This is a genomic window from Pseudomonas sp. HD57-3 (genome assembly GCF_056113135.1).
On the sequence record NZ_CM148568.1, the window covers coordinates 1,009,525 to 1,029,502 of the forward strand.

Annotated in this window: 17 protein-coding genes and 1 pseudogene; 6 read left to right on the forward strand and 12 right to left on the reverse strand. The window is 63.1% G+C overall.

The features are described from left to right. Nucleotides 1–2 precede the first annotated feature (2 nt). From AC0R79_RS04445 to AC0R79_RS04460, 4 genes are all read right to left on the reverse strand, one after another. Nucleotides 3–1,673, reverse strand: coding sequence for a ShlB/FhaC/HecB family hemolysin secretion/activation protein (locus AC0R79_RS04445; protein WP_474733395.1), 1,671 nt, complete (start codon nt 1,671–1,673; stop codon nt 3–5). A gap of 136 nt (nt 1,674–1,809) precedes the next feature. Continuing rightward, the gene (locus AC0R79_RS04450) at nt 1,810–3,507 is read right to left on the reverse strand and encodes a collagen-like triple helix repeat-containing protein (protein WP_474733397.1); all 1,698 of its coding nucleotides are present in this window, start codon (nt 3,505–3,507) and stop codon (nt 1,810–1,812) included. A gap of 350 nt (nt 3,508–3,857) precedes the next feature. Continuing rightward, complete coding sequence (locus AC0R79_RS04455) at nt 3,858–4,712, reverse strand: MaoC family dehydratase (protein WP_262159184.1); 855 nt, start codon at nt 4,710–4,712, stop codon at nt 3,858–3,860. Between the two features lie 2 nt (nt 4,713–4,714). Beyond that, entirely contained in the window at nt 4,715–6,067 is a 1,353-nt protein-coding gene (locus tag AC0R79_RS04460) for a 3-oxoacyl-ACP reductase (protein WP_085609182.1), read from the reverse strand. A 177-nt stretch (nt 6,068–6,244) separates the two neighbouring features. Here AC0R79_RS04460 and AC0R79_RS04465 point away from each other — a divergent pair, with 177 nt between their 5' ends. After that, on the forward strand, nt 6,245–7,522 hold the full coding sequence (locus AC0R79_RS04465; RefSeq protein WP_064379268.1) for an acetyl-CoA C-acetyltransferase: 1,278 nt from the start codon (nt 6,245–6,247) through the stop codon (nt 7,520–7,522). 49 nt (nt 7,523–7,571) lie between these two features. Here AC0R79_RS04465 and AC0R79_RS04470 read toward each other — a convergent pair whose 3' ends face one another. Further along, a complete protein-coding gene (locus tag AC0R79_RS04470; RefSeq protein WP_371850984.1) occupies nt 7,572–8,339 on the reverse strand; it encodes a methyl-accepting chemotaxis protein in 768 nt (255 codons plus the stop codon). Nucleotides 8,340–8,429: 90 nt separating this feature from the next. Beyond that, nucleotides 8,430–9,518 (reverse strand): annotated as a pseudogene (locus AC0R79_RS04475) (cache domain-containing protein); the annotation flags it as partial. A gap of 442 nt (nt 9,519–9,960) precedes the next feature. Here AC0R79_RS04475 and AC0R79_RS04480 point away from each other — a divergent pair. Together AC0R79_RS04480 and AC0R79_RS04485 are read left to right on the forward strand one after the other, a co-directional pair. After that, nucleotides 9,961–10,857, forward strand: coding sequence for a PA4780 family RIO1-like protein kinase (locus AC0R79_RS04480; protein WP_007958482.1), 897 nt, complete (start codon nt 9,961–9,963; stop codon nt 10,855–10,857). A gap of 56 nt (nt 10,858–10,913) precedes the next feature. Further along, nucleotides 10,914–12,131, forward strand: a complete 1,218-nt coding sequence (locus tag AC0R79_RS04485) for an MFS transporter (protein WP_474733401.1) — start codon at nt 10,914–10,916, stop codon at nt 12,129–12,131. Here the strand turns inward: AC0R79_RS04485 and cueR are convergent. The 3 genes from cueR to AC0R79_RS04500 all read right to left on the reverse strand — a co-directional run bounded on the left by cueR (nt 12,085) and on the right by AC0R79_RS04500 (nt 15,485). Then, a complete protein-coding gene (gene cueR / locus AC0R79_RS04490; RefSeq protein WP_007958485.1) occupies nt 12,085–12,498 on the reverse strand; it encodes a Cu(I)-responsive transcriptional regulator in 414 nt (137 codons plus the stop codon). The genes AC0R79_RS04485 and cueR overlap by 47 nt on opposite strands. Beyond that, nucleotides 12,495–14,888 carry a heavy metal translocating P-type ATPase gene (locus AC0R79_RS04495; RefSeq protein WP_474733403.1) on the reverse strand — a complete coding sequence of 798 codons (2,394 nt, stop codon included), beginning with the start codon at nt 14,886–14,888 and terminating at the stop codon, nt 12,495–12,497. The genes cueR and AC0R79_RS04495 overlap by 4 nt, the downstream gene beginning before the upstream one ends. 213 nt (nt 14,889–15,101) lie before the next feature. Beyond that, nucleotides 15,102–15,485 (reverse strand): hypothetical protein, encoded by a 384-nt coding sequence (locus AC0R79_RS04500; RefSeq protein WP_085609268.1) that lies wholly within the window; start codon nt 15,483–15,485, stop codon nt 15,102–15,104. A gap of 148 nt (nt 15,486–15,633) precedes the next feature. Here AC0R79_RS04500 and AC0R79_RS04505 point away from each other — a divergent pair, with 148 nt between their 5' ends. Both AC0R79_RS04505 and AC0R79_RS04510 read left to right on the forward strand, forming a co-directional pair. Next, entirely contained in the window at nt 15,634–15,831 is a 198-nt protein-coding gene (locus tag AC0R79_RS04505; protein ID WP_007958490.1) for a heavy-metal-associated domain-containing protein, read from the forward strand. 116 nt (nt 15,832–15,947) lie between these two features. Continuing rightward, nucleotides 15,948–17,150, forward strand: a complete 1,203-nt coding sequence (locus AC0R79_RS04510) for a multidrug effflux MFS transporter (RefSeq protein ID WP_474735061.1) — start codon at nt 15,948–15,950, stop codon at nt 17,148–17,150. A 10-nt stretch (nt 17,151–17,160) separates the two neighbouring features. Here the strand turns inward: AC0R79_RS04510 and AC0R79_RS04515 are convergent, their stop codons facing one another. The 3 genes from AC0R79_RS04515 to AC0R79_RS04525 all read right to left on the reverse strand — a co-directional run bounded on the left by AC0R79_RS04515 (nt 17,161) and on the right by AC0R79_RS04525 (nt 18,839). Beyond that, nucleotides 17,161–17,334 carry a hypothetical protein gene (locus tag AC0R79_RS04515; protein WP_011332306.1) on the reverse strand — a complete coding sequence of 58 codons (174 nt, stop codon included), beginning with the start codon at nt 17,332–17,334 and terminating at the stop codon, nt 17,161–17,163. A gap of 166 nt (nt 17,335–17,500) precedes the next feature. Then, nucleotides 17,501–18,514, reverse strand: coding sequence for a zinc-binding alcohol dehydrogenase family protein (locus AC0R79_RS04520; RefSeq protein ID WP_474733405.1), 1,014 nt, complete (start codon nt 18,512–18,514; stop codon nt 17,501–17,503). A gap of 31 nt (nt 18,515–18,545) precedes the next feature. Beyond that, entirely contained in the window at nt 18,546–18,839 is a 294-nt protein-coding gene (locus AC0R79_RS04525; RefSeq protein WP_011332308.1) for a putative quinol monooxygenase, read from the reverse strand. A gap of 117 nt (nt 18,840–18,956) precedes the next feature. Between AC0R79_RS04525 and AC0R79_RS04530 the strand changes: the two genes are divergently transcribed. After that, complete coding sequence (locus tag AC0R79_RS04530; RefSeq protein WP_007958495.1) at nt 18,957–19,886, forward strand: LysR family transcriptional regulator; 930 nt, start codon at nt 18,957–18,959, stop codon at nt 19,884–19,886. Nucleotides 19,887–19,978 lie beyond the last annotated feature (92 nt).

Sequence of the window (19,978 nt, forward strand, 5' to 3'; positions counted from 1 at the left end):
GCCTATAACTGATAGCTGAAACTGATGCTGTATCGCGGCCGGCGGTTGAACGTATCGAACGCTTCATCGGACATCGCCTTGGCGGCTTCCAGGGCAATGTTGTAGTACTTCGCATCGCCGAATCTCAGGCCGACCGCGGCCGATGACAGGTTGTTGGCCTGCACCGGCAATTCATTGAACCAGCTGCGCGAGCGGTCGAGCACGAAGTACGGTTGCAGGATGCGCACCCAGTTGCCGTCGCGGTTGAAGCTGTAGTTGATCTCGTAAGCCACTCCCCAGCCCTTGTCACCGGACGCCTGATCGTCGGGATAACCGCGGCCGAAATTCTGCCCGCCGAACACCGCGCGCTCACTGTCGGGCAGGGTGTCGCGGCTCCAGTACAACGCAGCCGACAGCACCCCTTGCCAGTTGTCGAGGAACTTGTTGCTCTGCACTCCGGAGAGGCGCACCCGAAAGAAGTCGAGGTCGATGGCGCTGTTGTTGGTGTGTGCGCCCATGCTGTCGAAGCCCTGGTACACGCCGCCGCTGAGGATCCGCAGTTGGCGGGCATCGGCCTTGCGCCAGTCGCTTTCGAAGGCCAGGGCGCGGATGTCGGTGCGTTCTTCGACGCTCAGCGGGTAACCGATTACCTTGTAGCGTGTCTTGTCGTTGACCGCGTACAGGCGCGATCCGGCGGTCAGCAATTCATCCGAGGCGGCAATCAGCGGCAGGGTGAAACCGAGCGAATAACGATCGTTTTCGCGGTGCGGCTTGAGTTCCAGTCCGTTGGTCAACAGCACGTTGGTGCCGGGATCGGCGCGATAGCGCGAGGCCGACAGGCTCAGCTGTGCGCCTTCATCGTTGATGAACTGGTTGTAGTCCAGCCGGTAGTAATGCTCGTGATCGTCCCCCGGTGGAAACAGCCCGCTGAGGCTCAACTGTTCGCCCATCGACGTTTGCGAATTGCTGCTGACGCCGAGCAGGGCCTGGGTGCCGTTGCGGTTGTCTTCGGTGGTGCTCAGGGTGCTGGTGAACGGCTTGCGACTGGCCTGGGCCACCAGCGTCGTTGCACCGTCGGTGGTGCCGGGCGGCGGCACCTGGGCCTGGATCGTCACGCCGGGAATGCGGGTCATCAGTGTGGTGTAGCGCTCGAACGTCTTGCGCGTCAGCGGGCGTTCGGCCTGGAGTTTGGCGGCCAATCGGTCGAGCAGGGCTTTGACCCGTCCAACGTCGCCGGCGATCTGCACGTCGCGCACGTAGCCTTCCACCAGCACCACGCGTGCCACACCGTCATCGAAGGTCTGTTGTGGCAGGAAAGCGTAGGACAGCAGATAACCGTCCTGCTGGTAGCGACGGGTGATCGAGCGGGTGGCTTCGATCAGGTCGGCGAGGCTGCTCTCGCGGCCGATCAGGGGTTTGTAGATTTCGGCCAGTTCGTTCAGTGGATAGAGCGTGCCGCCTTCGATCTGCACGGTCCTGAGGTTGATCTTGGTGCTCATCAGCAACGGTTGGGCGGCCGTGGCGCCGGGATCCGGCACTTGCAGCGGCGCGGCGTTCGGCCGGTAGGCGTCGGCGGGCAGGTTCGGCACCGGCAGGTTGCGGATGGTTTCGTTGCTGTTGAGAAAGCTGGGCAGGGTGTCGGCGAGGGCGGTGGAACTGAGACTGAGCAACAGCAGGGATGCCATGACGCGCATAGGACACTCCATGTTCAAACCCGCAGCACGGGGCTGGGTTTCTCCTAAGAAAAAAAGCGGAAGACTCGTGGGAATCTTCCGCCCTCAACCAAGCGTAGGCGCTGTAGGTAAGGCCGTCGAATCGGCCAGGTGCAAATCAGCGTTTGTTACCGCCCAGGGCGCCGGTCAGGCCACCGAGGACGCCACCCAGACCTGCGCCGCTGCCGCCACTGGTGGCGCCCGTGAGCGCTCCGCCAACGGTATTGACAGTGTTGCTGACGACGGTCGTGACCGGATTGGTGGCCGGGGTACCCGCACCGCCATTGAGCAGACCGCCGACGGCGGTTACCGTGCTGCCCACCGTGCCGACGGTGCCACCGACTGCCGTGACTACCGGATTGGTGGTGCTGCCGGCGAGGGTGCCACCCAGATTGCTCACGGCGCCACCCACTTGCGCTGTGAGACCGGCTACAGGCCCGCCAAGCCCGGTTGTACTACCGACATTTTGCGTCAGGCTGGTCACTGCACTGGTCACAGGGCTCAGGCCTGCGCCGACGGCGTTGCCGACACTGGCCAGCGCCGTGGTGGGTGCGGTGATGGGGGTGCCGGAGCCACCCAGTGCGGTGTTGAGCGAAGCCACGGTGTTGCCTGTCGACACCAGCACATTGCCGGGTGCGCTCAACGTACTGTTGCCGGCTCCCAGACCTGCACCGACATTGGCCACGGCGCCACCGACCGTTTGCAGCACACCGGTGCCGCCGAGACCGCCACCGATACCGCCTGAATTGCCACCCGTGCCGTTGGCCACCAGCCCGCCGGCCTTGCCGACGGTGGTGCCGACATTGCTCAGCGCACCGCCGAGGGTGTTGGTCAGGGCATTGCCCTTGCCCGCTGCCGTCACGTTGTCACCGAGACCGTCCACGGTACCGCCGACTTTCTGGAGAACGCCGTTGAGCGGGGCGCCAAGACCGGTGGTGCTCCCGAGTTTGTCGGTGGTGCTTTCAACCATGGCAATCACCGGCACCAGTTTCTGACTGACCTGCGTGGTGAGTCCGCCGAGCGGTCCGGTGGTAGTAGCGGTGCTGAGCGTGTCGCCAAGCATCGTGACTTTTTCGCCAACGCCGTCGAGTACCGGCGCCACTTTGGTCACCACCCCGCCGACCACCGGAATACTGCCGGTGGCGGTCGCCAGCTTGCCGCTGACATCCGACACGCCGTTGCCGACATCCTGCACCACTCCGCCGACCGCCGAGGCGGTCACACCCACGCCATTCGGGGTGCTGGCCAGTTTGCCGATGCCGTTCGACACACCATCACCCAGCGTACCGACCACATTGCCAGCGGTATTGGCGACGCTCTGCACCACCCCGCCGACCACCGGAACGGTACTGAGCGAGTCGCCCACCTGGCCTACACCATCGCCCACACCACTGACGGTGTTGCCGACATCCTGTACCAGGGTGGTCGTCACCAGCGTAGGGGTGGTGGGGTTGGTCGGGTTCGTTGGGTCAGTCGGATCAGTTGGATTGGTCGGATTGGTGGGGTCGGTACCGCCCGTGCCACCTGTACCGCCGGTTCCGCCTGTTCCTCCGGTGCCAGCCGTACCACCAGTCCCGGTCCCGCCGGTCCCACCCGTCCCACCGGTGTTGCCCGTTCCACCTGTTCCGCCAGTCCCGGCTGTGTCACCCGTGCCGCCGGTTGCGCCCGTACCGCCACTGCCCGCGGCGGCGCTGTCCGGGGAAGAGCTGCCGGAACTGCTGTGATGACCGCCACCGCCGCTGCTGCAGCCGGCCAGGCCGAGGGAAAGAATCAATGCCAGCGCTGTTGCCGATTTGCACCACTCTTGAGTTTTCATGTTGGATATTCCTTGCACCTGTCACAACGTTCGTCGTCTTCGATGGCTCGCCGATTCTGTTGCCGGCAATGCCTTCGTCCGTTGTGCTCATATCAATCGCAAGGCTGCATCCACACTATTCTCAAGTTGGTATTAACGCCTTTATATACATCGGTGAACGTGCTGCTTAACGACTAATCCCGAGGATATAAACGCGCAAAAAAAAGCCTTGAGAATCAAGGCTTGGTGTTTGGCGCAGGCGTGGGCGGCGGGCACAAAAACTTAAGTTATATACACACAATTAATCAGGTTCCACGGGTGTGGGGCGCTCCCCGCGAAGGTCGGGGTAGCGACGGGAACGGTGGATTGATTCAGGCCACCGGCTGCCAGTTGCCCACCATGTGCTCCAGATCGCCGGCGCCGATCAGGCGTAACTCACCGCTGGAACCGGCCGCGCTGGCGAACAGCGAAACTTCACTCGGCAGGCGCACCGGTTTGCGAAAGTGCACGGTGACCTCAAGGTTGGCCTTGGGCAGATGATCCGCCAGTGCCGCCAGCGTCCGGGCCTTGTTCCACAGACCGTGGGCGATGGCCGTAGGGAAACCGAACAGCTTGGCGCTGGCGGCACTCAAGTGAATCGGGTTGTAGTCGCCGGAGACTTTGGCGTACTGCCGGCCGATATCCGTCGGCGCCTTCCATTGCGCCACTTGCGCGAGGGGCAGTGTCGGCTCCCAGGTCTGTTCGACCGGTTCGCCTTCGAGCTTCACGCCACGACAGAGCATCCGGCTTTCAGCTTCCCACAACGGGCCGAGTTGATCGTCGAGGGTGGTCAGCAGATCGAAGGTCGCGCCCTTCGGATGCGGTTGCAGGTTATGGACCCGGACGCTGACTTGTGCGCGACTGATCCCGCCCATTGGCCGCAATACGCGGATGCGGTTGCTCAGATGAATCAGCCCAAGCAAAGGGAACGGGAACTCCTTGGCCGTCAGCAATTGCATCTGCAGGGCGAACGCCAGGATATGCGGATAGGTCGGCGGCAGCAGGCCGTCATCGGCGAAACCGCAGACCTTGCGATACGCCGCCAGACGTTTGCCATCCACCTCGACGGCGCAGCGCAAGCCGCTGTCGGGCAGAGTGGTGCCGGTGATTTTGCGTCGGGTCGCTGCCCGGGCATACAGCCCCGGCAGACTCGGCTCGTGGTGCAGCGTTTGCCATTCGATGGTCATGTTCAGGCCCCCAGCACACTTTGGCCGCACACTCGCAAGGCTTGCCCGGTGAACGCGCCGGTGCCCGGTTGGGCCAGCCAGGCCACGGCTTCGGCGACGTCTTGCGGCAGGCCGCCCTGGCCCAGCGAACTCATGCGCCGGCCGGCTTCGCGCAGGCCAAAGGGGATGTGCGCGGTCATCTGGGTCTCGATGAACCCCGGCGCCACGGCGTTGATGCTGATGCCGCGTTCCAGCAGCGTCGGCGCCCAGGCCTGGGCCAGTCCGATCAGGCCGGCCTTGCTCGCCGCGTAATTGGTCTGCCCGCGATTGCCGGCGATGCCACTGATGGACGCCAGCAGAATCACCCGCGCGTTATCGCGCAAGGTGCCGCTGTCGAGCAGGGCCTTGGTCAGCACTTGCGGCGCGTTGAGATTGACCGCCAGCACCGCGTCCCAGAACTCGGGCGTCATGTTGGCCAGGGTCTTGTCGCGGGTGATGCCGGCGTTGTGCACCAGAATGTCGAGGCCGTCTGGCAACTGTTCGATCAGTTGCGTAGCGGCGTCTTCGGCGCAGATGTCGAGGGTGATGGCGCGCCCGCCGAGGCGAGCGGCCAGGGCTTCGAGATCGGTTTTCGCGGGCGGCACGTCGAGCAGGACCACCTCGGCGCCGTCACGGGCCAAAGTTTCGGCGATGGAGGCGCCGATGCCTCGCGCCGCGCCGGTGACCAGCGCCTTGCGCCCGGCCAGCGGGCGGGTCCAGTCGGTGACCTGAGTGGCGCAGGCCGTCAGACGAATCACTTGCCCGGACACGAAAGCGCTTTTCGGCGAGAGGAAAAACCGCAGCGGCCCTTCGAGCTGATCCTCGGCGCCTTCGCCCACGTAGATCAGTTGCAGCGTGCCGCCGCTGCGCAGCTCCTTGGCCAGCGAGCGGGAGAAACCTTCAAGCGCTCGTTGCGCGCTGGCGGCAAACGGTTCGCGCAGGGTTTCCGGGGCGCGGCCGAGAATCACCAGGTGCGCGCTGCTGTCGAGGTTCTTCATCAGCGGCTGGAAGAATTCGCGCAGCTGCTTGAGCTGGTCGGTGTGCTGCAAATCGCTGGCGTCGAACACCACGGCCTTGAGTTTCGGGCCATGGCCGGGAATCCATTGGGTGGCAGTTGCCGGCTGGTCGCCGTAGCGGTAGATCGCGTCGGTCAGGCGATTGGCGAATGCACTGACCCGTTCGGCCAGCGGCCCGCCGCCGATCAGCAGCGCACCGTCCACCGGCCGCAGGCGCCCGGCCTGCCAGCGTTCCAGCCGCACCGGCGACGGCAGGCCCAGGGCCCCGACCAGACGGTGGCCGATGGACGAGTTGGCGAAGTCGATATAGCGGTCAGACATGGAACGCTCTCCAGAAGATGGGGTTCAAAGTGTGGACTGCGAAGGGCAATCAATCGTTCGATCCACGCAATAAGGCCTACGCTAGAACAGCAGAGTAGTTTGCCCTCGGCGCTTTTGTGGCCCGACCGGGTTTTCAGCGCTCGATTTTCAGACCGGATATTTCACAAGGAGCATTTCATGAGTCAGCTGCGCCGCGTCGCGATCATTGGTGGCAACCGCATTCCGTTCGCCCGTTCCAACGGGCCGTATGCCACCGCGAGCAATCAGGTGATGCTCACCGCCGCCCTCGAAGGCCTGATCGAACGCTACAACCTGCACGGCCAGCGCATCGGCGAAGTGGTCGCAGGAGCGGTGCTGAAATTGTCACGGGATATGAACCTGACCCGCGAATGCGTGCTCGGCTCGCGCCTGTCGCCGGCGACGCCGGCCTACGACATTCAGCAGGCCTGCGGCACCGGCCTGGAAGCGGCGTTGCTGGTGGCGAACAAGATCGCCCTCGGCCAGATCGACTGCGGCATCGCCGGCGGCGTCGACACCACGTCGGACGCGCCGATCAGCGTCAGCGAAGGCCTGCGCAAGATCCTCCTGCAAGCAAACCGCGCCAAGACCACCGGCGACAAGCTCAAGACCTTTCTGCAATTGCGCCCGAAACACCTGATCCCCGAATTCCCGCGCAACGGCGAACCGCGCACCGGCCTGTCGATGGGCGAGCACTGCGAATTGATGGCGCAGACCTGGAACATTCCCCGCGAAGAACAGGATCAACTGGCCTTTGAAAGCCACCACAAACTGGCGGCGTCCTACAGCGAAGGCTGGCACAACGACCTGATGACCCCGTTCCTCGGCCTGACTCGCGACAACAACCTGCGCCCGGACCTGACCCTGGAAAAACTCGCGACCCTGAAACCGGCCTTCGAGAAAAGCGCCAAGGGCACCCTGACCGCCGGCAACTCCACACCGCTGACCGATGGCGCGTCGGTGGTGCTGTTGGGCAGCGAGGAGTGGGCGAAGGAACGTGGCCTGCCGATCCTCGCGTATCTGCGGGACGGTGAAGCAGCGGCGGTGGATTTCGTCAACGGTGCCGAAGGACTTTTGATGGCTCCGGTGTACGCGGTGCCACGCTTGCTGGCGCGCAATGGTTTGACCTTGCAGGACTTCGACTACTACGAAATCCACGAAGCCTTTGCCGCGCAAGTGTTGTGCACGTTGAAGGCCTGGGAAGATCCGGAGTACTGCAAGACCCGGTTGGGACTGGACGCGCCGTTGGGCTCGATTGATCGCAGCCGCTTGAACGTCAAGGGCAGCTCGCTGGCGGCGGGGCATCCGTTTGCTGCGACGGGCGGGCGGATCGTGGCGAACCTGGCGAAGTTGCTGGATGCGGCGGGGCAGGGGCGGGGGTTGATTTCGATTTGTGCGGCGGGGGGGCAAGGTGTGACGGCGATCATCGAGCGCTGAAAGAACAAGAATCCCCTCTCCCAAAGGGAGAGGGGATTCCAAAGGTTACTCAGGTACGGAACCGCCGCACCAACCCATCCAGCTCATTCGACAACCCCGCCAGACTCTGCGAATCCAGCCGCGCCGAATTCGCCAGCTCCGCCACCAGTTGCGCATCACCATGAATCTGGCTGATGTGCCGATTGATGTCCTCGGCCACCTGATGCTGCTCTTCCGCCGCTGTCGCAATCTGCGTGTTCATGTCGCGAATCACATCCACCGACTCACGAATCTGCCCAAAGCTCTCCCGCGCCTCGCCAATCCGCGCTACCGATTGCTGCGACACATCAAGACTGGCGCGCATCTGCTGAGTGACCGCGCTGGTACGTTTGGCCAGATTGCCCAGCAACCCGTCGATTTCCGCCGTCGAATCCGCCGTGCGTTTGGCCAGTGCGCGAACCTCATCGGCCACCACCGCAAAACCACGGCCTTGCTCACCGGCCCGCGCCGCTTCGATGGCCGCGTTGAGCGCCAGCAGGTTGGTCTGTTCGGCGATGGAACGGATGGTGCCGAGGATCGACTGGATGTCGTTGCTGTCGCGTTCCAGTTGTTGCATCGACTGCGCCGACTGCTCCAGTTCCTGGCTCAGTTGATCGACGCTGTGCACCGCCGCATCGATCTGCTGCTGACCTTCGCGGGCCTGGCGCTGGCCGCTGTCGGCCGACTCCGCCGCCTGGCTGCAAGAGCGTGCGACTTCGTTGGCGGTGGCGACCATTTCGTGGAACGCGGTCGAGACCATGTCCACCGCTTCGCGCTGGCGTCCGGCGGCTTCGGCCATGTCGCCGGAAACCCGGGTCGAACTCTGCGAAGTGGCGAGGATTTTCCCGGCCGCGCCGCCGATGTGCTGGATCAGGCTGCGGATCGCCGTGAGGAACTGGTTGAACCAGTTGGCCAGTTGCGCGGTTTCGTCGCTGCCACGGATGTCGAGGTTCTTGGTCAGGTCGCCTTCGCCCTGAGCGATGCCTTCCAGACCGCTGGCCACGCTGCGGATCGGCCGCACGATCAGGCTGGCGAAACTGGCGCCAACCACTGCGAAGATCACCGCCAGCACGGCAGCGATGATTGCGATCAGCCAGGTGAGTTTAGTGGCCGAGCTCATCACGTCGTTCTGTTTGATCAGGCCGATGAAGGTCCAGCCCAGTTGCTCCGACGGCCAGACGTTGGCCATGTAACGTTCGCCGTTGAGCTCAACTTCCACCAGCCCTTTACCGGCCTTGGCCAGTTGCGCGTAGCCCTCGCCGAGGCTGTCGAGCGGCTTGAAGTTGTGCTCGGGCTGCTTGGGATCGACCAGCACCGTGCCGCTGTTTTCCAGCAGCATCAGGTAACCGCTTTCGCCGAGTTTGATCTGTTTGACGATCTCGGTGAGCTGCTTGAGCGTCACGTCGATACTGACCACGCCGCCGTTGCTGCCGAGCTTGTTGTCGATGGTGCGCACGGTGCTGACGTAGGTCGCATCGTCCTGCGCCCAGTAATAGGCGGCAGTGCGGAACGGCTTGCCGGGCTTGGCCTGGGCGGCCTTGTACCACGGGCGCTGACGCGGATCGTAGTTGTTCAATTTGGGATCGTCGGGCCAGGACACATAGCCACCGGCAGCGGTGCCGACGATTGCGTAGGCGTAAGCCGGGTGACTGTTGCCCAGATCCTGCAGAAAGGCGAAGACCTTCTTGTCCATCTCGCCCTGCGGAATGCTTTCGGCGTTGGCGCTCATGTAGGTCTTGAGGCTGTCGTCGGTGTTCTTGATCAGCGGTTGCGTCGCCAGGTAATCGACGTTCTGGCTGATGCCGTCAAAGAAAAGCTGCATGGCGTTGCTGACCTGACGGATCTCGCGCCCGCTGCTGTCGACAAAATCGTCCCGGGCATCGCTGCGCAGGTTCAGTACCACCAGCGTGGCGACCAGCACCACGGGCAAGCAGGCGATGATTGCAAACGCCCAGGTCAACTTCTGTTTGATGTTCATCCGCGCTCCAGATTTTCTTGTAGGCCCACGCAGTGCAGATGACTCGCGGTTATTGGCAGCCGAAAAACGTTGTTTTCCACCCGTTTCCTTGAGTGCGACATCGAAGTTTTTTTTGAAACGATTGTCGGACAAATTCCTCTGTCTCTGAGGAATTCGGCTGCCGGAGGGGGAAATTGAGGCCGCAAGAGAAAATTCTTACGAGCTGCGTGCAGCGGGATGTCAGATTCTGTCGCAAATGCCCTCAAGTGCTGTCGCCAACAACTTCGGCAGCCTCGGCTATGATTCGCAGCGGTCGATAAAGCGGCGGATCGGCCCGGTTTATCCGGCACAGTGTGTGCATCCACAGGTTCACAGGTCGGCAACCCCTCCCCGTGATGCGAGGATTGCCGTATAACGAATGACATTCGCGTGTTTGGTAATAAAGGACCCACAATAAAAGCTGATGAAGACTCCAAAACGCATTGAACCCCTGATCGAGGACGGTCTGGTCGACGAAGTGCTGCGTCCACTCATGAGTGGCAAAGAAGCAGCTGTTTATGTGGTGCGCTGCGGCAATCAGTTACGTTGCGCAAAGGTCTACAAGGAGGCGAACAAACGCAGTTTCCGCCAGGCGGCCGAGTATCAGGAAGGCCGCAAGGTTCGCAACAGCCGACAGGCCCGGGCGATGGCCAAGGGGTCGAAATTCGGTCGCAAAGAGACCGAAGACGCCTGGCAGAATGCCGAAGTCGCGGCGCTGTTCCGTCTGGCCGGCGCGGGTGTGCGAGTGCCCAAGCCCTACGACTTCCTCGACGGCGTGCTGTTGATGGAACTGGTGGCCGACGAATTCGGCGATGCCGCCCCGCGTCTGAACGACGTGGTGCTGGAGCCGGATCAGGCCCGCGAATATCACGCGTTCCTGATCTCGCAGATCGTGCTGATGTTGTGTACCGGTCTGGTGCACGGTGACCTCTCGGAGTTCAACGTGCTGCTGACGCCGACCGGCCCGGTCATCATCGACCTGCCACAAGCGGTGGACGCCGCCGGCAACAACCACGCGTTCAGCATGCTCGAACGTGACGTCGGCAACATGGCTTCGTACTTCGGTCGCTTCGCCCCGGAGTTGAAGAAGACCAAATACGCCAAGGAAATGTGGGCGCTGTACGAAGCGGGTACGTTGCACCCGGCCAGCGTGCTGACCGGCGAGTTCGACGATCCCGAGGACCTGGCTGATGTCGGCGGGGTGCTGCGCGAGATCGAAGCGGCGCGTCTGGATGAGGAGCGCAAGCAAGCCATCCGCGCGGCGGACGACGAACCCAAGGGCAAGTCTGACGAGCCGCCTCCGCCACCGTGGATGCAGTGAGCATCTGAAAAAGAAAACCCGGCTTCGGCCGGGTTTTACACATTCAAGGATTGATTGTGAGCACCACTTCCCGCAATGCCCTGCTGATCATCACGGCCCGGTTGATTTCCGATTTCGGCGCTTTCCTCAACATGGTGGCGCTGGCCACTTATGTCTATCTGCTGAGCAACAGCGCGATGAGCGTGGGGATTTTTCTCGCCAGTCGCGTGGGCGGCGGGATTTTCGCCAGCCTGATCGGCACCGCGTTTTATCGTCGATGCAGTGGCCGTCTGCCGTTGATTGCCTTCGATCTGCTGCGCGCCGCTGTGCTCGGATTGTTGCTGATCGTTCCGGTCAGTCAGCAGGCGTTGCTGTTGCCGCTGATTGCGTTCGGCCTTGGCTTTGGCAATTCGATGTTCGCCATCGGCCTCAACAGCCAGTTGCCGCGCTTGATCGAGCCGGCGCAGTTGCTCAAAACCAATGCCTGGATCACGTCCGCCTCGTCCATGGCGATGGTCGGCGGCAGTCTGGTGTCCGGGCTGCTGGTCGCGGGGTTTGGTTTTGAAACGGTGTTCGCGCTGAATGCGCTGACCTATCTATTCGCGGCGGTGTTAATTGTGCCACTGCGGTTCAGCGCACCGGAGCCGGTGGCCGAATCCAGCGCTAAACAGGGTGAATGGTCGGCTTTGCTGCAAGGCCTGCGCAGCGCTCCGGTGGTGGCCGCGATGCTGGCGGTGACCATGGCCGACACCCTTGGCAGCGCTGCTCACAACGTCGGTTTTCCGATCATTTCCAGACTGCTGACGCCGGATTCAGCCAGCACCACGCTGGGCCTGATGCTCGCGGTGTGGGCCGCCGGAAAACTGCTCGGCGCGCGGATCGCCAGTCGCCTGAAAGGCTCGGAAAACATCCATCTGGAGCGTCGCTATTTCGGCGGCGTATTGCTGATGTCCTGCGGTTTCATCCTGATGTTCCAGCAGCACAGCGTCGTCGGTCTGTTGCTGTTTTCGCTGCCGGCCGGACTGGGCGACGGATTCTCGGAAGTCGGCCTGATGTCACGGCTGCAACGGGAGCCGGAGCCCCTGCGCCTGCCGATCTTCAGCTTCCTGACGCTGTTGCAGATGACCGGGTTTGGCGTCGGCATGCTGATTGCCGCACCGTTCTACAACTGGTGGGCGCCGGGTGCCGTGGTGCTGCTGTTCCACGGCATTCCCCTCGCCACAGTGCTGTCGATGAAAATCCTGCTGCTCAGGCGCGAGCGGGTTGCGCGCAGCAGCCCGACGCCAGTTCCTTGAGGATCGGGCAGTCCGGGCGATGGTCGCCGTGGCAGTGCTCGACCAGATCCTGCAGGGTGTCGCGCAGTTCGCCGAGTTCGCGGATCTTCTGATTCAGCTCGTCGATGTGCTGGCGGGCCAGTGCCTTCACATCGGCGCTGGCACGCTGGCGATCCTGCCAGAGGGTCAGCAGCTTGCCGACTTCCTCCAGCGAAAAGCCCAGGTCCCGCGAGCGCTTGATGAATGCCAGCGTGTGCAGGTCATCGTCGCCGTAGACGCGGTAGCCGCTGTCGGTGCGATGGGCAGCCTTGAGCAGGCCGATCGACTCGTAATAACGGATCATCTTCGCGCTCAGGCCACTGTGGCGGGCCGCTTGGCCGATGTTCATCGGTTGTCCTCCAGATCCTCGGGTTTCCAGGTTTTCAACAGTAGCGCATTGCTCACCACGCTGACGCTCGACAAGGCCATCGCCGCACCGGCCAGCACCGGATTGAGGAAGCCGAACGCCGCCAGCGGAATGCCGATCAGGTTGTAGACGAAGGCCCAGAACAGGTTCTGCCGGATCTTCGCGTAGGTCTTGCGGCTGATCTCCAGCGCTGCGGGCACCAGCCGTGGGTCGCCGCGCATCAGGGTGATGCCGGCGGCGTGCATGGCCACGTCGGTGCCGCCGCCCATGGCGATACCGATGTCGGCGGCCGCCAGCGCCGGTGCGTCGTTGATGCCGTCGCCGACCATGGCCACGACCCCGGTTTTCTTCAGCTCGGCGACAGTGGCGGCTTTCTCCGCCGGCAGGACTTCGGCATGGACGTTTTCGATGCCCAGCGCTTCGGCGACCACCCGGGCGCTGCCGCGGTTGTCGCCGGTCAGCAGGTGGCTGTGGATATGCTGGGCCGCCAGTTGTTGCACCGCGTGCAGCGCGCCGGGCTTGAGGGTGTCGCCGAAGGCGAACAGACCGAGTACGCGGGGCTCCGGACTTTGCTCGATCAACCAGGACAGCGTGCGACCCTCGGTTTCCCAGGCCTTGGCGGATTCGCTCAGGTTTCCGGCGTTCAGACCGCTTTCTTCCAGCAAGCGCCGGTTGCCCAGCGCCAGGCGCCGACCGTCGAGGCTGCCGGCGATGCCGCGCCCGGTCAGGGACTGGCTGTCGCTGACATCCGGTACGTTCAGACTGCGTTCGGCACAGGCATCCAGCACGGCTTTGGCCAATGGGTGTTCGCTGCCGCGTTGCAGTGCGCCGGCCGCTGTCAGCAGGGCGTTTTCGTCACCGTCGATCGCACTGAAATGCGCGATGCGCGGCGTGCCGGAGGTCAGGGTGCCGGTCTTGTCGAACACCACGGCGCTGACTTCATGGGCACGTTCCAGGGCTTCGGCGTCCTTGATCAGAATCCCGTGCCGAGCGGCCACGCCGGTGCCGGCCATGATCGCGGTCGGTGTCGCCAGACCAAGGGCACACGGGCAGGCGATTACCAGCACCGCGACGGCGTTGATCAACGCGGTTTCCAGCGGCGCGCCGTACAGCCACCAGCCGATCAGCGTGGCCAGGGCCAGCAGCAACACGGTCGGCACAAACACCTGACTGACTTTATCCACCAGTTTCTGGATCGGCGCTTTCGCCGCCTGGGCGTCCTCCACCAGACGGATGATCCGCGCCAGCACGCTTTCCGCGCCGAGCGCCGTGGTGCTCACCAGCAAGCGGCCTTCGCCGTTGATTGCACCGCCGGTGACCTTGTCGCCCGGCTGTTTGGGTACCGGCAGGCTTTCGCCACTGATTAACGCTTCGTCAGCGTGGCTTTGGCCTTCCAGCACTTCGCCGTCCACCGGGAAGCGTTCACCGGGTTTGACCAATACGAGGTCACCGAGGCGCAGGGCGCTGATGGCGACGTCCTGTTCGCGGCCATCGATGACTTGAATCGCCCGCTCCGGGCGCAACGCTTCCAGTGCGCGGATGGCGCTGGCGGTCTGGCGTTTGGCGCGGCTTTCCAGGTATTTGCCGAGCAGCACCAGAGCGATGACCACCGCCGAGGCTTCGAAATACAGGTGCGGCATGCGCCCGGCAGCGGTCGCCCATTCATAGAGACTCAGGCCATATCCGGCGCTGGTGCCCAGCGCTACCAGCAAGTCCATGTTGCCGGCGCCGGCGCGCACAGCTTTCCACGCGGCCACATAAAAACGTGCACCGAAGATGAATTGCACCGGGGTCGCGAGGGCGAATTGCGCCCAGGCCGGGAGCATCCAGTGAATGCCGAACGGTTGCAGCAGCATAGGCAGCACCAGCGGCAAGGCGAGCGCGATCGCACAGATCAACGCCCAGCGTTCATGGTTCAGGCGTTGCTGGCGATTGTCTGATTGTGGATGTTCGAGTTCGAAGAGGCTGGCCGAATAACCGGCCTTGCTCACGGCGGCGATCAGGGTTTGCGGGTCGACCGCGCCGAGCAATTCGAGGTGGGCGCGTTCATTGGCGAGGTTGACGCTGACGCTTTTCACCCCCGCAACCTTGTTCAGGGCGCGTTCGACGCGACCGACGCAGGACGCGCAGGTCATGCCGTCGATGTTCAATTCCACGCTTTGCTGCGGCACGCTGTAACCGGCGCGTTCGACCGCTTCCATCAGCGCCGGCAGGCTGTCACCGGGGGCCTGCACCCGGGCCTGTTCGGTGGCGAGGTTGACGCTGACGGCACTGGCGCCGCTGACTTTGCTCAACGCCCGCTCGACACGACCGGCGCAACTGGCGCAGGTCATGCCGCTGATGGGCAGATCGAACGTGATGGAATCGGACATCGGTCGTACTCCCTGTAGTGGATGCCTACAGGATCAACCTTGCCATGCTGGCAAGGTCAAGCGCCAGTTTCCGCTACCGGCTGCTCGCTTGTTCGCCTGATCGTTCCCACGCTCCGCGTGGGAATGCAGCCGGGGACGCTCTGCGTCCCAAAGCGTGACGCAGAGCGTCACAAGAGGCATTCCCACGCAGAGCGTGGGAACGAGTGGCAGGCCTTAGTAACCGAGGCCGGTCGGCTTGAGGTACATGCCTTCCTGGTTCATCGCGATGCGGAATTTCAGGATGTCGCCGGCATGCAGTCTGATCTCCTGCGAGCCCGGCGCGAGCATGCCCGGATTGCAACCCGGCATTTGTCCCGGCAGCAGTTTCAGGCGCAGCGAGACATTGCCCGGCGGCAGGTTGAACGACGTGCTTTGCTCCTGGAACAGGCGCGCCGACAGTTGATCCTGGATGTACACGCCGATTTCGCACGAGGTCGCCACTTCCAGGCGCTCGCGGGAAATGATCAGCACCCCGTAATCTTCCCCGGCGGCATGCACCGAAGGGATCGCGGCAAAGAGGCTGAGAAAGCCAAACAGGCTGAAAGCTGACCAGCGCATGGCTGAATCTCCTGAATTCATGTCATTGATGCATGCAGCTTGGCCGAGCGCGGCGACGATTGCCAGCCCGGCAGTTTTTTGCAGAACTTGACCTTGCCATCGTGGCAAGCCCGAAACTGCCGGCAACCTCACTCAAAGGAGTCTTTCCATGCAAGTGTTCACTGTTGAAGGCATGTCCTGCGGTCACTGTGTCAAAGCCGTCACTCAGGCGGTGCAGAGCAAGGATCCGGCCGCCAGCGTGCGGGTCGATCTGGCGGCGAAGGAAGTCGGCGTCGAAAGTGCGTTGAGTGCCGAGCAGGTCATCGAGGCGATCAGCGAAGAAGGTTATGCGATCAAGCTCGCCTGATCTTTTTAATAGTTAGCGAGCTACCGGAATGTTCAAGGCGTCTTCGCGCGGCTAGACTGTCGGGCTGCACTCTCTACTAAAGTGCCCTCCCAATGCCTGCCGAACGTGGACGCCTGATGAACTTCCGTACCCTTCTGATTCTCGGTGCCCTGACCGCTTTCGGTCCGCTGGCGATCGACTTCTATCTACCTGCGTTTCCCACCATGGCGCTGGCGTTCGGCACCGACGAGAAACACGTCCAGCTGACGCTGTCGGCTTACTTCTTCGGCCTGTCCATCGGCCAGCTGGCTTACGGGCCGGTGGCGGATCGTTTTGGCCGGCGGATTCCGCTGCTCATTGGCCTGACGCTGTTCACGCTGGCGTCGGTGGCCTGCGCCTACGCGCCGAATCTGGAATGGCTGATCGCTGCGCGGCTCGTGCAGGCGCTGGGCGGTTGTGCGGGGATGGTGATTGCCCGGGCGGTGGTCAGCGACAAGTGCGACGCGGTGGGTTCGGCGAAAGTCTTCTCGCAACTGATGCTGGTGATGGGGCTGGCCCCGATTCTGGCGCCGATGCTCGGCGGTCTGTTGGTCAACACGACGGGGTGGCAGTCGATCTTCCTGGTGCTGACCGGTTTCAGCGCCCTTGCCGGACTGGCGGTTGCCCTAGGCCTGCCGGAAAGTCTGCCGGCGCATGTTCCGCGTCAGCCGTTGTCCGGCGCTTTGCGCCAGTACGGTCGGCTCCTGGCGGACCCGGTCTACATGGGCCATGCCCTGACCGGCGGCATCGCCATCGCCGGGATGTTTGCCTACATCGCTGGCTCCCCGTTCATTTTCATCAAGTTGTATGGCGTACCGGCCGAGCACTTCGGCTGGCTGTTCGGCACCAACGCGGCCGGGTTCATTCTGGTGGCGCAGGTCAATGCGCGACTGTTGGCCAAACGTGGTCCGGCGTTCCTGCTGTCGCGGGCGGTCTGGGTTTACCTGGGCGCCGGGCTGACGCTGCTCGCGGTCAGCGCCTTGCACACCGAGGCCCTGTGGCCACTGCTGATTCCATTGTTCATCTGCGTGGCCAGCCTTGGCTGCATCAGCCCCAATGCGGCAGCATGTGCGATGAACGGGCAGGGCGGTCGCGCCGGCAGTGCTTCAGCGTTGCTCGGCAGCATGCAATTCAGCGTCGCCGCCGGGGCTTCGGCGCTGGTGGGGATCCTGCACGATGGCACCGCCGTGCCGATGGCCATCGTCATCACCTTGTGTGGTTTGCTGGTGGTCTGCGCAGCAATGCTCACCCGGCGCATGCAGAATGCCCGGGCGCTCGCAAAGGCGCAGGCCGAAGCCTGAACGGAAAAACTCAGCCGACAGCGCGTTGCTGGCCGAGGTCGGGAATCTGGTGGGGCGCGCAGATACGCGCTTCGAGGGTGCGAGTGAAGGCGCGAGCTTCGGCCTCACTGCGGAAGGTCACGGCGTGCTGGTCGAGACGAACTTGCCACTGGGACTTTGCCACTTCTTTTATCAGGATCTTCATTGCTGACCTCCCGTACGTAAAAGATTGCATCGCAGAGGACTCGATTGTAGTCCTGAATACGATCGCAATTGTGACAAGGGTCAAGCATCTGACTGACGGCAAAAAAACACCGCAGCCCCCGGGCCAGCCACATCGGAGGCTGGAGAAGGCTGCGGTCTTGCGAATTTTAGAAACCTTCTAAAACAATTTTCCCCTTGGCCTTGCCGCTTTCCAGCAATTCATGGGCGCGGCGCAGGTTGCTCGCGTTGATCGTGCCGAAGTGCTCGCCGACCGTGGTTTTCAAGGTACCGCTGTCGATCAGCCCGGCCACCCGGTTGAGCAGTTTGTGCTGCTCGATCATGTCCGGCGTTTCGAACAGCGAGCGGGTGTACATGAACTCCCAGTGCAGCGACAGGCTCTTGCGCTTGAGTTTGGTCACGTCCAGCGCTTTCGGATCGTCGATCAGTGCAAGTTTGCCTTGCGGCGCCAGGGCCTCGACCAGTTGGTCCAGGTGGTGGTCGGTCTGGGTCAGGCTGGCGACGTGGGTCACCTGGGTGACACCGGCGCGTTTCAGTTCTTCGCTCAACGGCTGGCTGTGATCGATCACCAGGTCAGCGCCCAGCTCGGTCACCCAGTCGCGGGTCTCAGGGCGGGAGGCGGTGCCGATCACCTTGAGCCCGGTCAACTGGCTGGCCAGTTGGGTGAGGATCGAACCGACGCCGCCGGCCGCGCCGACGATCAACAGGCTCTGGCCTTCATCGGTATTGCCTTCGCGAATCTGCAGACGTTCGAACAACAGCTCCCAAGCGGTAATGGCGGTCAGCGGCAGTGCAGCGGCTTCGGCGAAACCGAGGGTTTTCGGCATATGGCCGACGATCCGCTCATCCACCACGTGCAGTTCGCTGTTGCCACCGGCCCGGGCGATGGAGCCGGCGTAGAACACCTTGTCGCCGGCCTTGAACAAGGTCACTTCACTGCCGACTGACTTGACCACACCGGCCACGTCCCAGCCCAGCACCTTGGCGGCGCCGCCTTCCGGCGCGACGTTCTGGCGAACCTTGGTGTCGACCGGGTTGACCGAAATCGCTTTGACTTCCACCAGCAGGTCGCGCGGGCCGGCTACCGGCTCCGGCAGTTCGATGTCTTGCAGGGATTTTTCGTCGTTGATCGGGAGCGAGGCGTAATAGGCGATGGCTTTCATGGGGAACTCCGAAAGTGAATAAAGGAAGGCTTCAGGCGATGACGCGCAGGCGCTTGAGTTCGAAGTGTTCGAGGAACGCCTCGGCCTGGCTGCGGAAATGCTGGATATGAGCGCTGGCATCGTGGGCTTGCAGGGCTTCGTCGCTGGCCCACTGTTCGATCATGTAGAAGGCCAGCGGGTTGGCCAGATCCTGGTGCAGCTCGTACTGGCCGCAACCGGCTTCGGCGCGGGTCGGTTCGATGAGGGCACGCAGGTGCTGTTCGAGGGCGTCCTGCTGGCCAGGTCGGGCAATCAGGGTGGCGATGGCGGTGAAAGGCTGGGACATGTTCGACTCCGGGACGGGATGAATTCGATGGATGGCATGATTGGCTATTTCTGCCGGAGATAAAACCGGCTAAAAGAGCAGTCTCTTTCAATATTTTTTTGATAATCGGGGCTGAGGATGCTGCGTTTCGATGACTTGCAGTTGTTTGTCCGGGCGGCGGATCTGGGCAGCCTGTCGGCGGCGGCGCGGGTGATGGACATGTCCGCCGCCGTGGCCAGTGCTGCGCTCAAGCGTATCGAACAGCAACTGGGCGCGCGGCTGTTGGCGCGCTCCACCCGCAGCCTGCGGCTGACGGCCGAAGGTGAAGGGTTTCTCGAGTACGCCCGGGCGGCGCTGAGCAACCTTGATGAGGGTCGGCGTCTGCTGGCCAGCGGGCAGGATCAGGTCAGCGGGATTTTGCAGCTGTCGGCACCTTCGGATTTCGGGCGCAACCTGCTGTTGCCGTGGCTCGATGACTTTCAACGTGAACACCCGAAACTGACGGTGCGCCTGTTGCTGGGTGACCGCATCGCCGACCTGTTTCGCCAGCCGGTGGACATCGCCTTGCGCTACGGCGAGCCGGAGGATTCCAGTCTGGTGGCGCTGCCGATTGCCCCGCACAACCGACGGGTGTTGTGCGCATCACCGGCCTACCTGGCCCGGCACGGCGAGCCGCTGCATCTGGAACAGCTCGCTCAGCACAACTGCCTGCTTTATATGCTCGGTGGCCGGGTGCACGACCATTGGAGTTTCCACGACGGCAAGCGCGAGGTCGGCCTGACCGTCAGTGGCGACCGCTTCAGTGACGACGCCGATGTGGTGCGTCTTTGGGCTGTGGCGGGAGCCGGCATCGCCTACAAATCGTGGCTCGATGTGGCCGGTGATGTGCTGGCGGGGCGGCTGAAAGTGCTGTTGCCGGAGCTGCTCTGCGAACGCGCTCCGCTGAATCTGCTGTGCGCCCATCGCGCACAATTGAGTAAGCCGGTGAACCTTCTGAGGGAGATGCTCGCCAGCCGTTGCGCCGAATTGAGTAGCCGTTTTCCCGTTTTCCAGAAGTCTGACCATTAGTCGCAGGTAAATAGCGAAATTTCTCTCAGGAACAATCACCAACCACGGCCGCTCCGGCGCAGGACGCCGCGAGCAACCCGCTTATACTAGCG

Coding starts and splice junctions, on each gene's coding strand:
- AC0R79_RS04450 (WP_474733397.1), bottom strand. CDS start 3,507: ATGAAAACTCAAGAGTGGTGCAAATCGGCAACAGCGCTGGCATTGATT.
- AC0R79_RS04495 (WP_474733403.1), bottom strand. CDS start 14,888: ATGTCCGATTCCATCACGTTCGATCTGCCCATCAGCGGCATGACCTGC.
- AC0R79_RS04500 (WP_085609268.1), bottom strand. CDS start 15,485: ATGCGCTGGTCAGCTTTCAGCCTGTTTGGCTTTCTCAGCCTCTTTGCC.
- AC0R79_RS04465 (WP_064379268.1), top strand. CDS start 6,245: ATGAGTCAGCTGCGCCGCGTCGCGATCATTGGTGGCAACCGCATTCCG.
- AC0R79_RS04470 (WP_371850984.1), bottom strand. CDS start 8,339: ATGGCCGAAGCCGCCGGACGCCAGCGCGAAGCGGTGGACATGGTCTCG.
- AC0R79_RS04525 (WP_011332308.1), bottom strand. CDS start 18,839: ATGTCCCAGCCTTTCACCGCCATCGCCACCCTGATTGCCCGACCTGGC.
- AC0R79_RS04460 (WP_085609182.1), bottom strand. CDS start 6,067: ATGTCTGACCGCTATATCGACTTCGCCAACTCGTCCATCGGCCACCGT.
- AC0R79_RS04445 (WP_474733395.1), bottom strand. CDS start 1,673: ATGCGCGTCATGGCATCCCTGCTGTTGCTCAGTCTCAGTTCCACCGCC.
- AC0R79_RS04480 (WP_007958482.1), top strand. CDS start 9,961: ATGAAGACTCCAAAACGCATTGAACCCCTGATCGAGGACGGTCTGGTC.
- AC0R79_RS04515 (WP_011332306.1), bottom strand. CDS start 17,334: ATGAAGATCCTGATAAAAGAAGTGGCAAAGTCCCAGTGGCAAGTTCGT.
- AC0R79_RS04530 (WP_007958495.1), top strand. CDS start 18,957: ATGCTGCGTTTCGATGACTTGCAGTTGTTTGTCCGGGCGGCGGATCTG.
- AC0R79_RS04505 (WP_007958490.1), top strand. CDS start 15,634: ATGCAAGTGTTCACTGTTGAAGGCATGTCCTGCGGTCACTGTGTCAAA.
- AC0R79_RS04510 (WP_474735061.1), top strand. CDS start 15,948: ATGAACTTCCGTACCCTTCTGATTCTCGGTGCCCTGACCGCTTTCGGT.
- cueR (WP_007958485.1), bottom strand. CDS start 12,498: ATGAACATCGGCCAAGCGGCCCGCCACAGTGGCCTGAGCGCGAAGATG.
- AC0R79_RS04520 (WP_474733405.1), bottom strand. CDS start 18,514: ATGAAAGCCATCGCCTATTACGCCTCGCTCCCGATCAACGACGAAAAA.
- AC0R79_RS04455 (WP_262159184.1), bottom strand. CDS start 4,712: ATGACCATCGAATGGCAAACGCTGCACCACGAGCCGAGTCTGCCGGGG.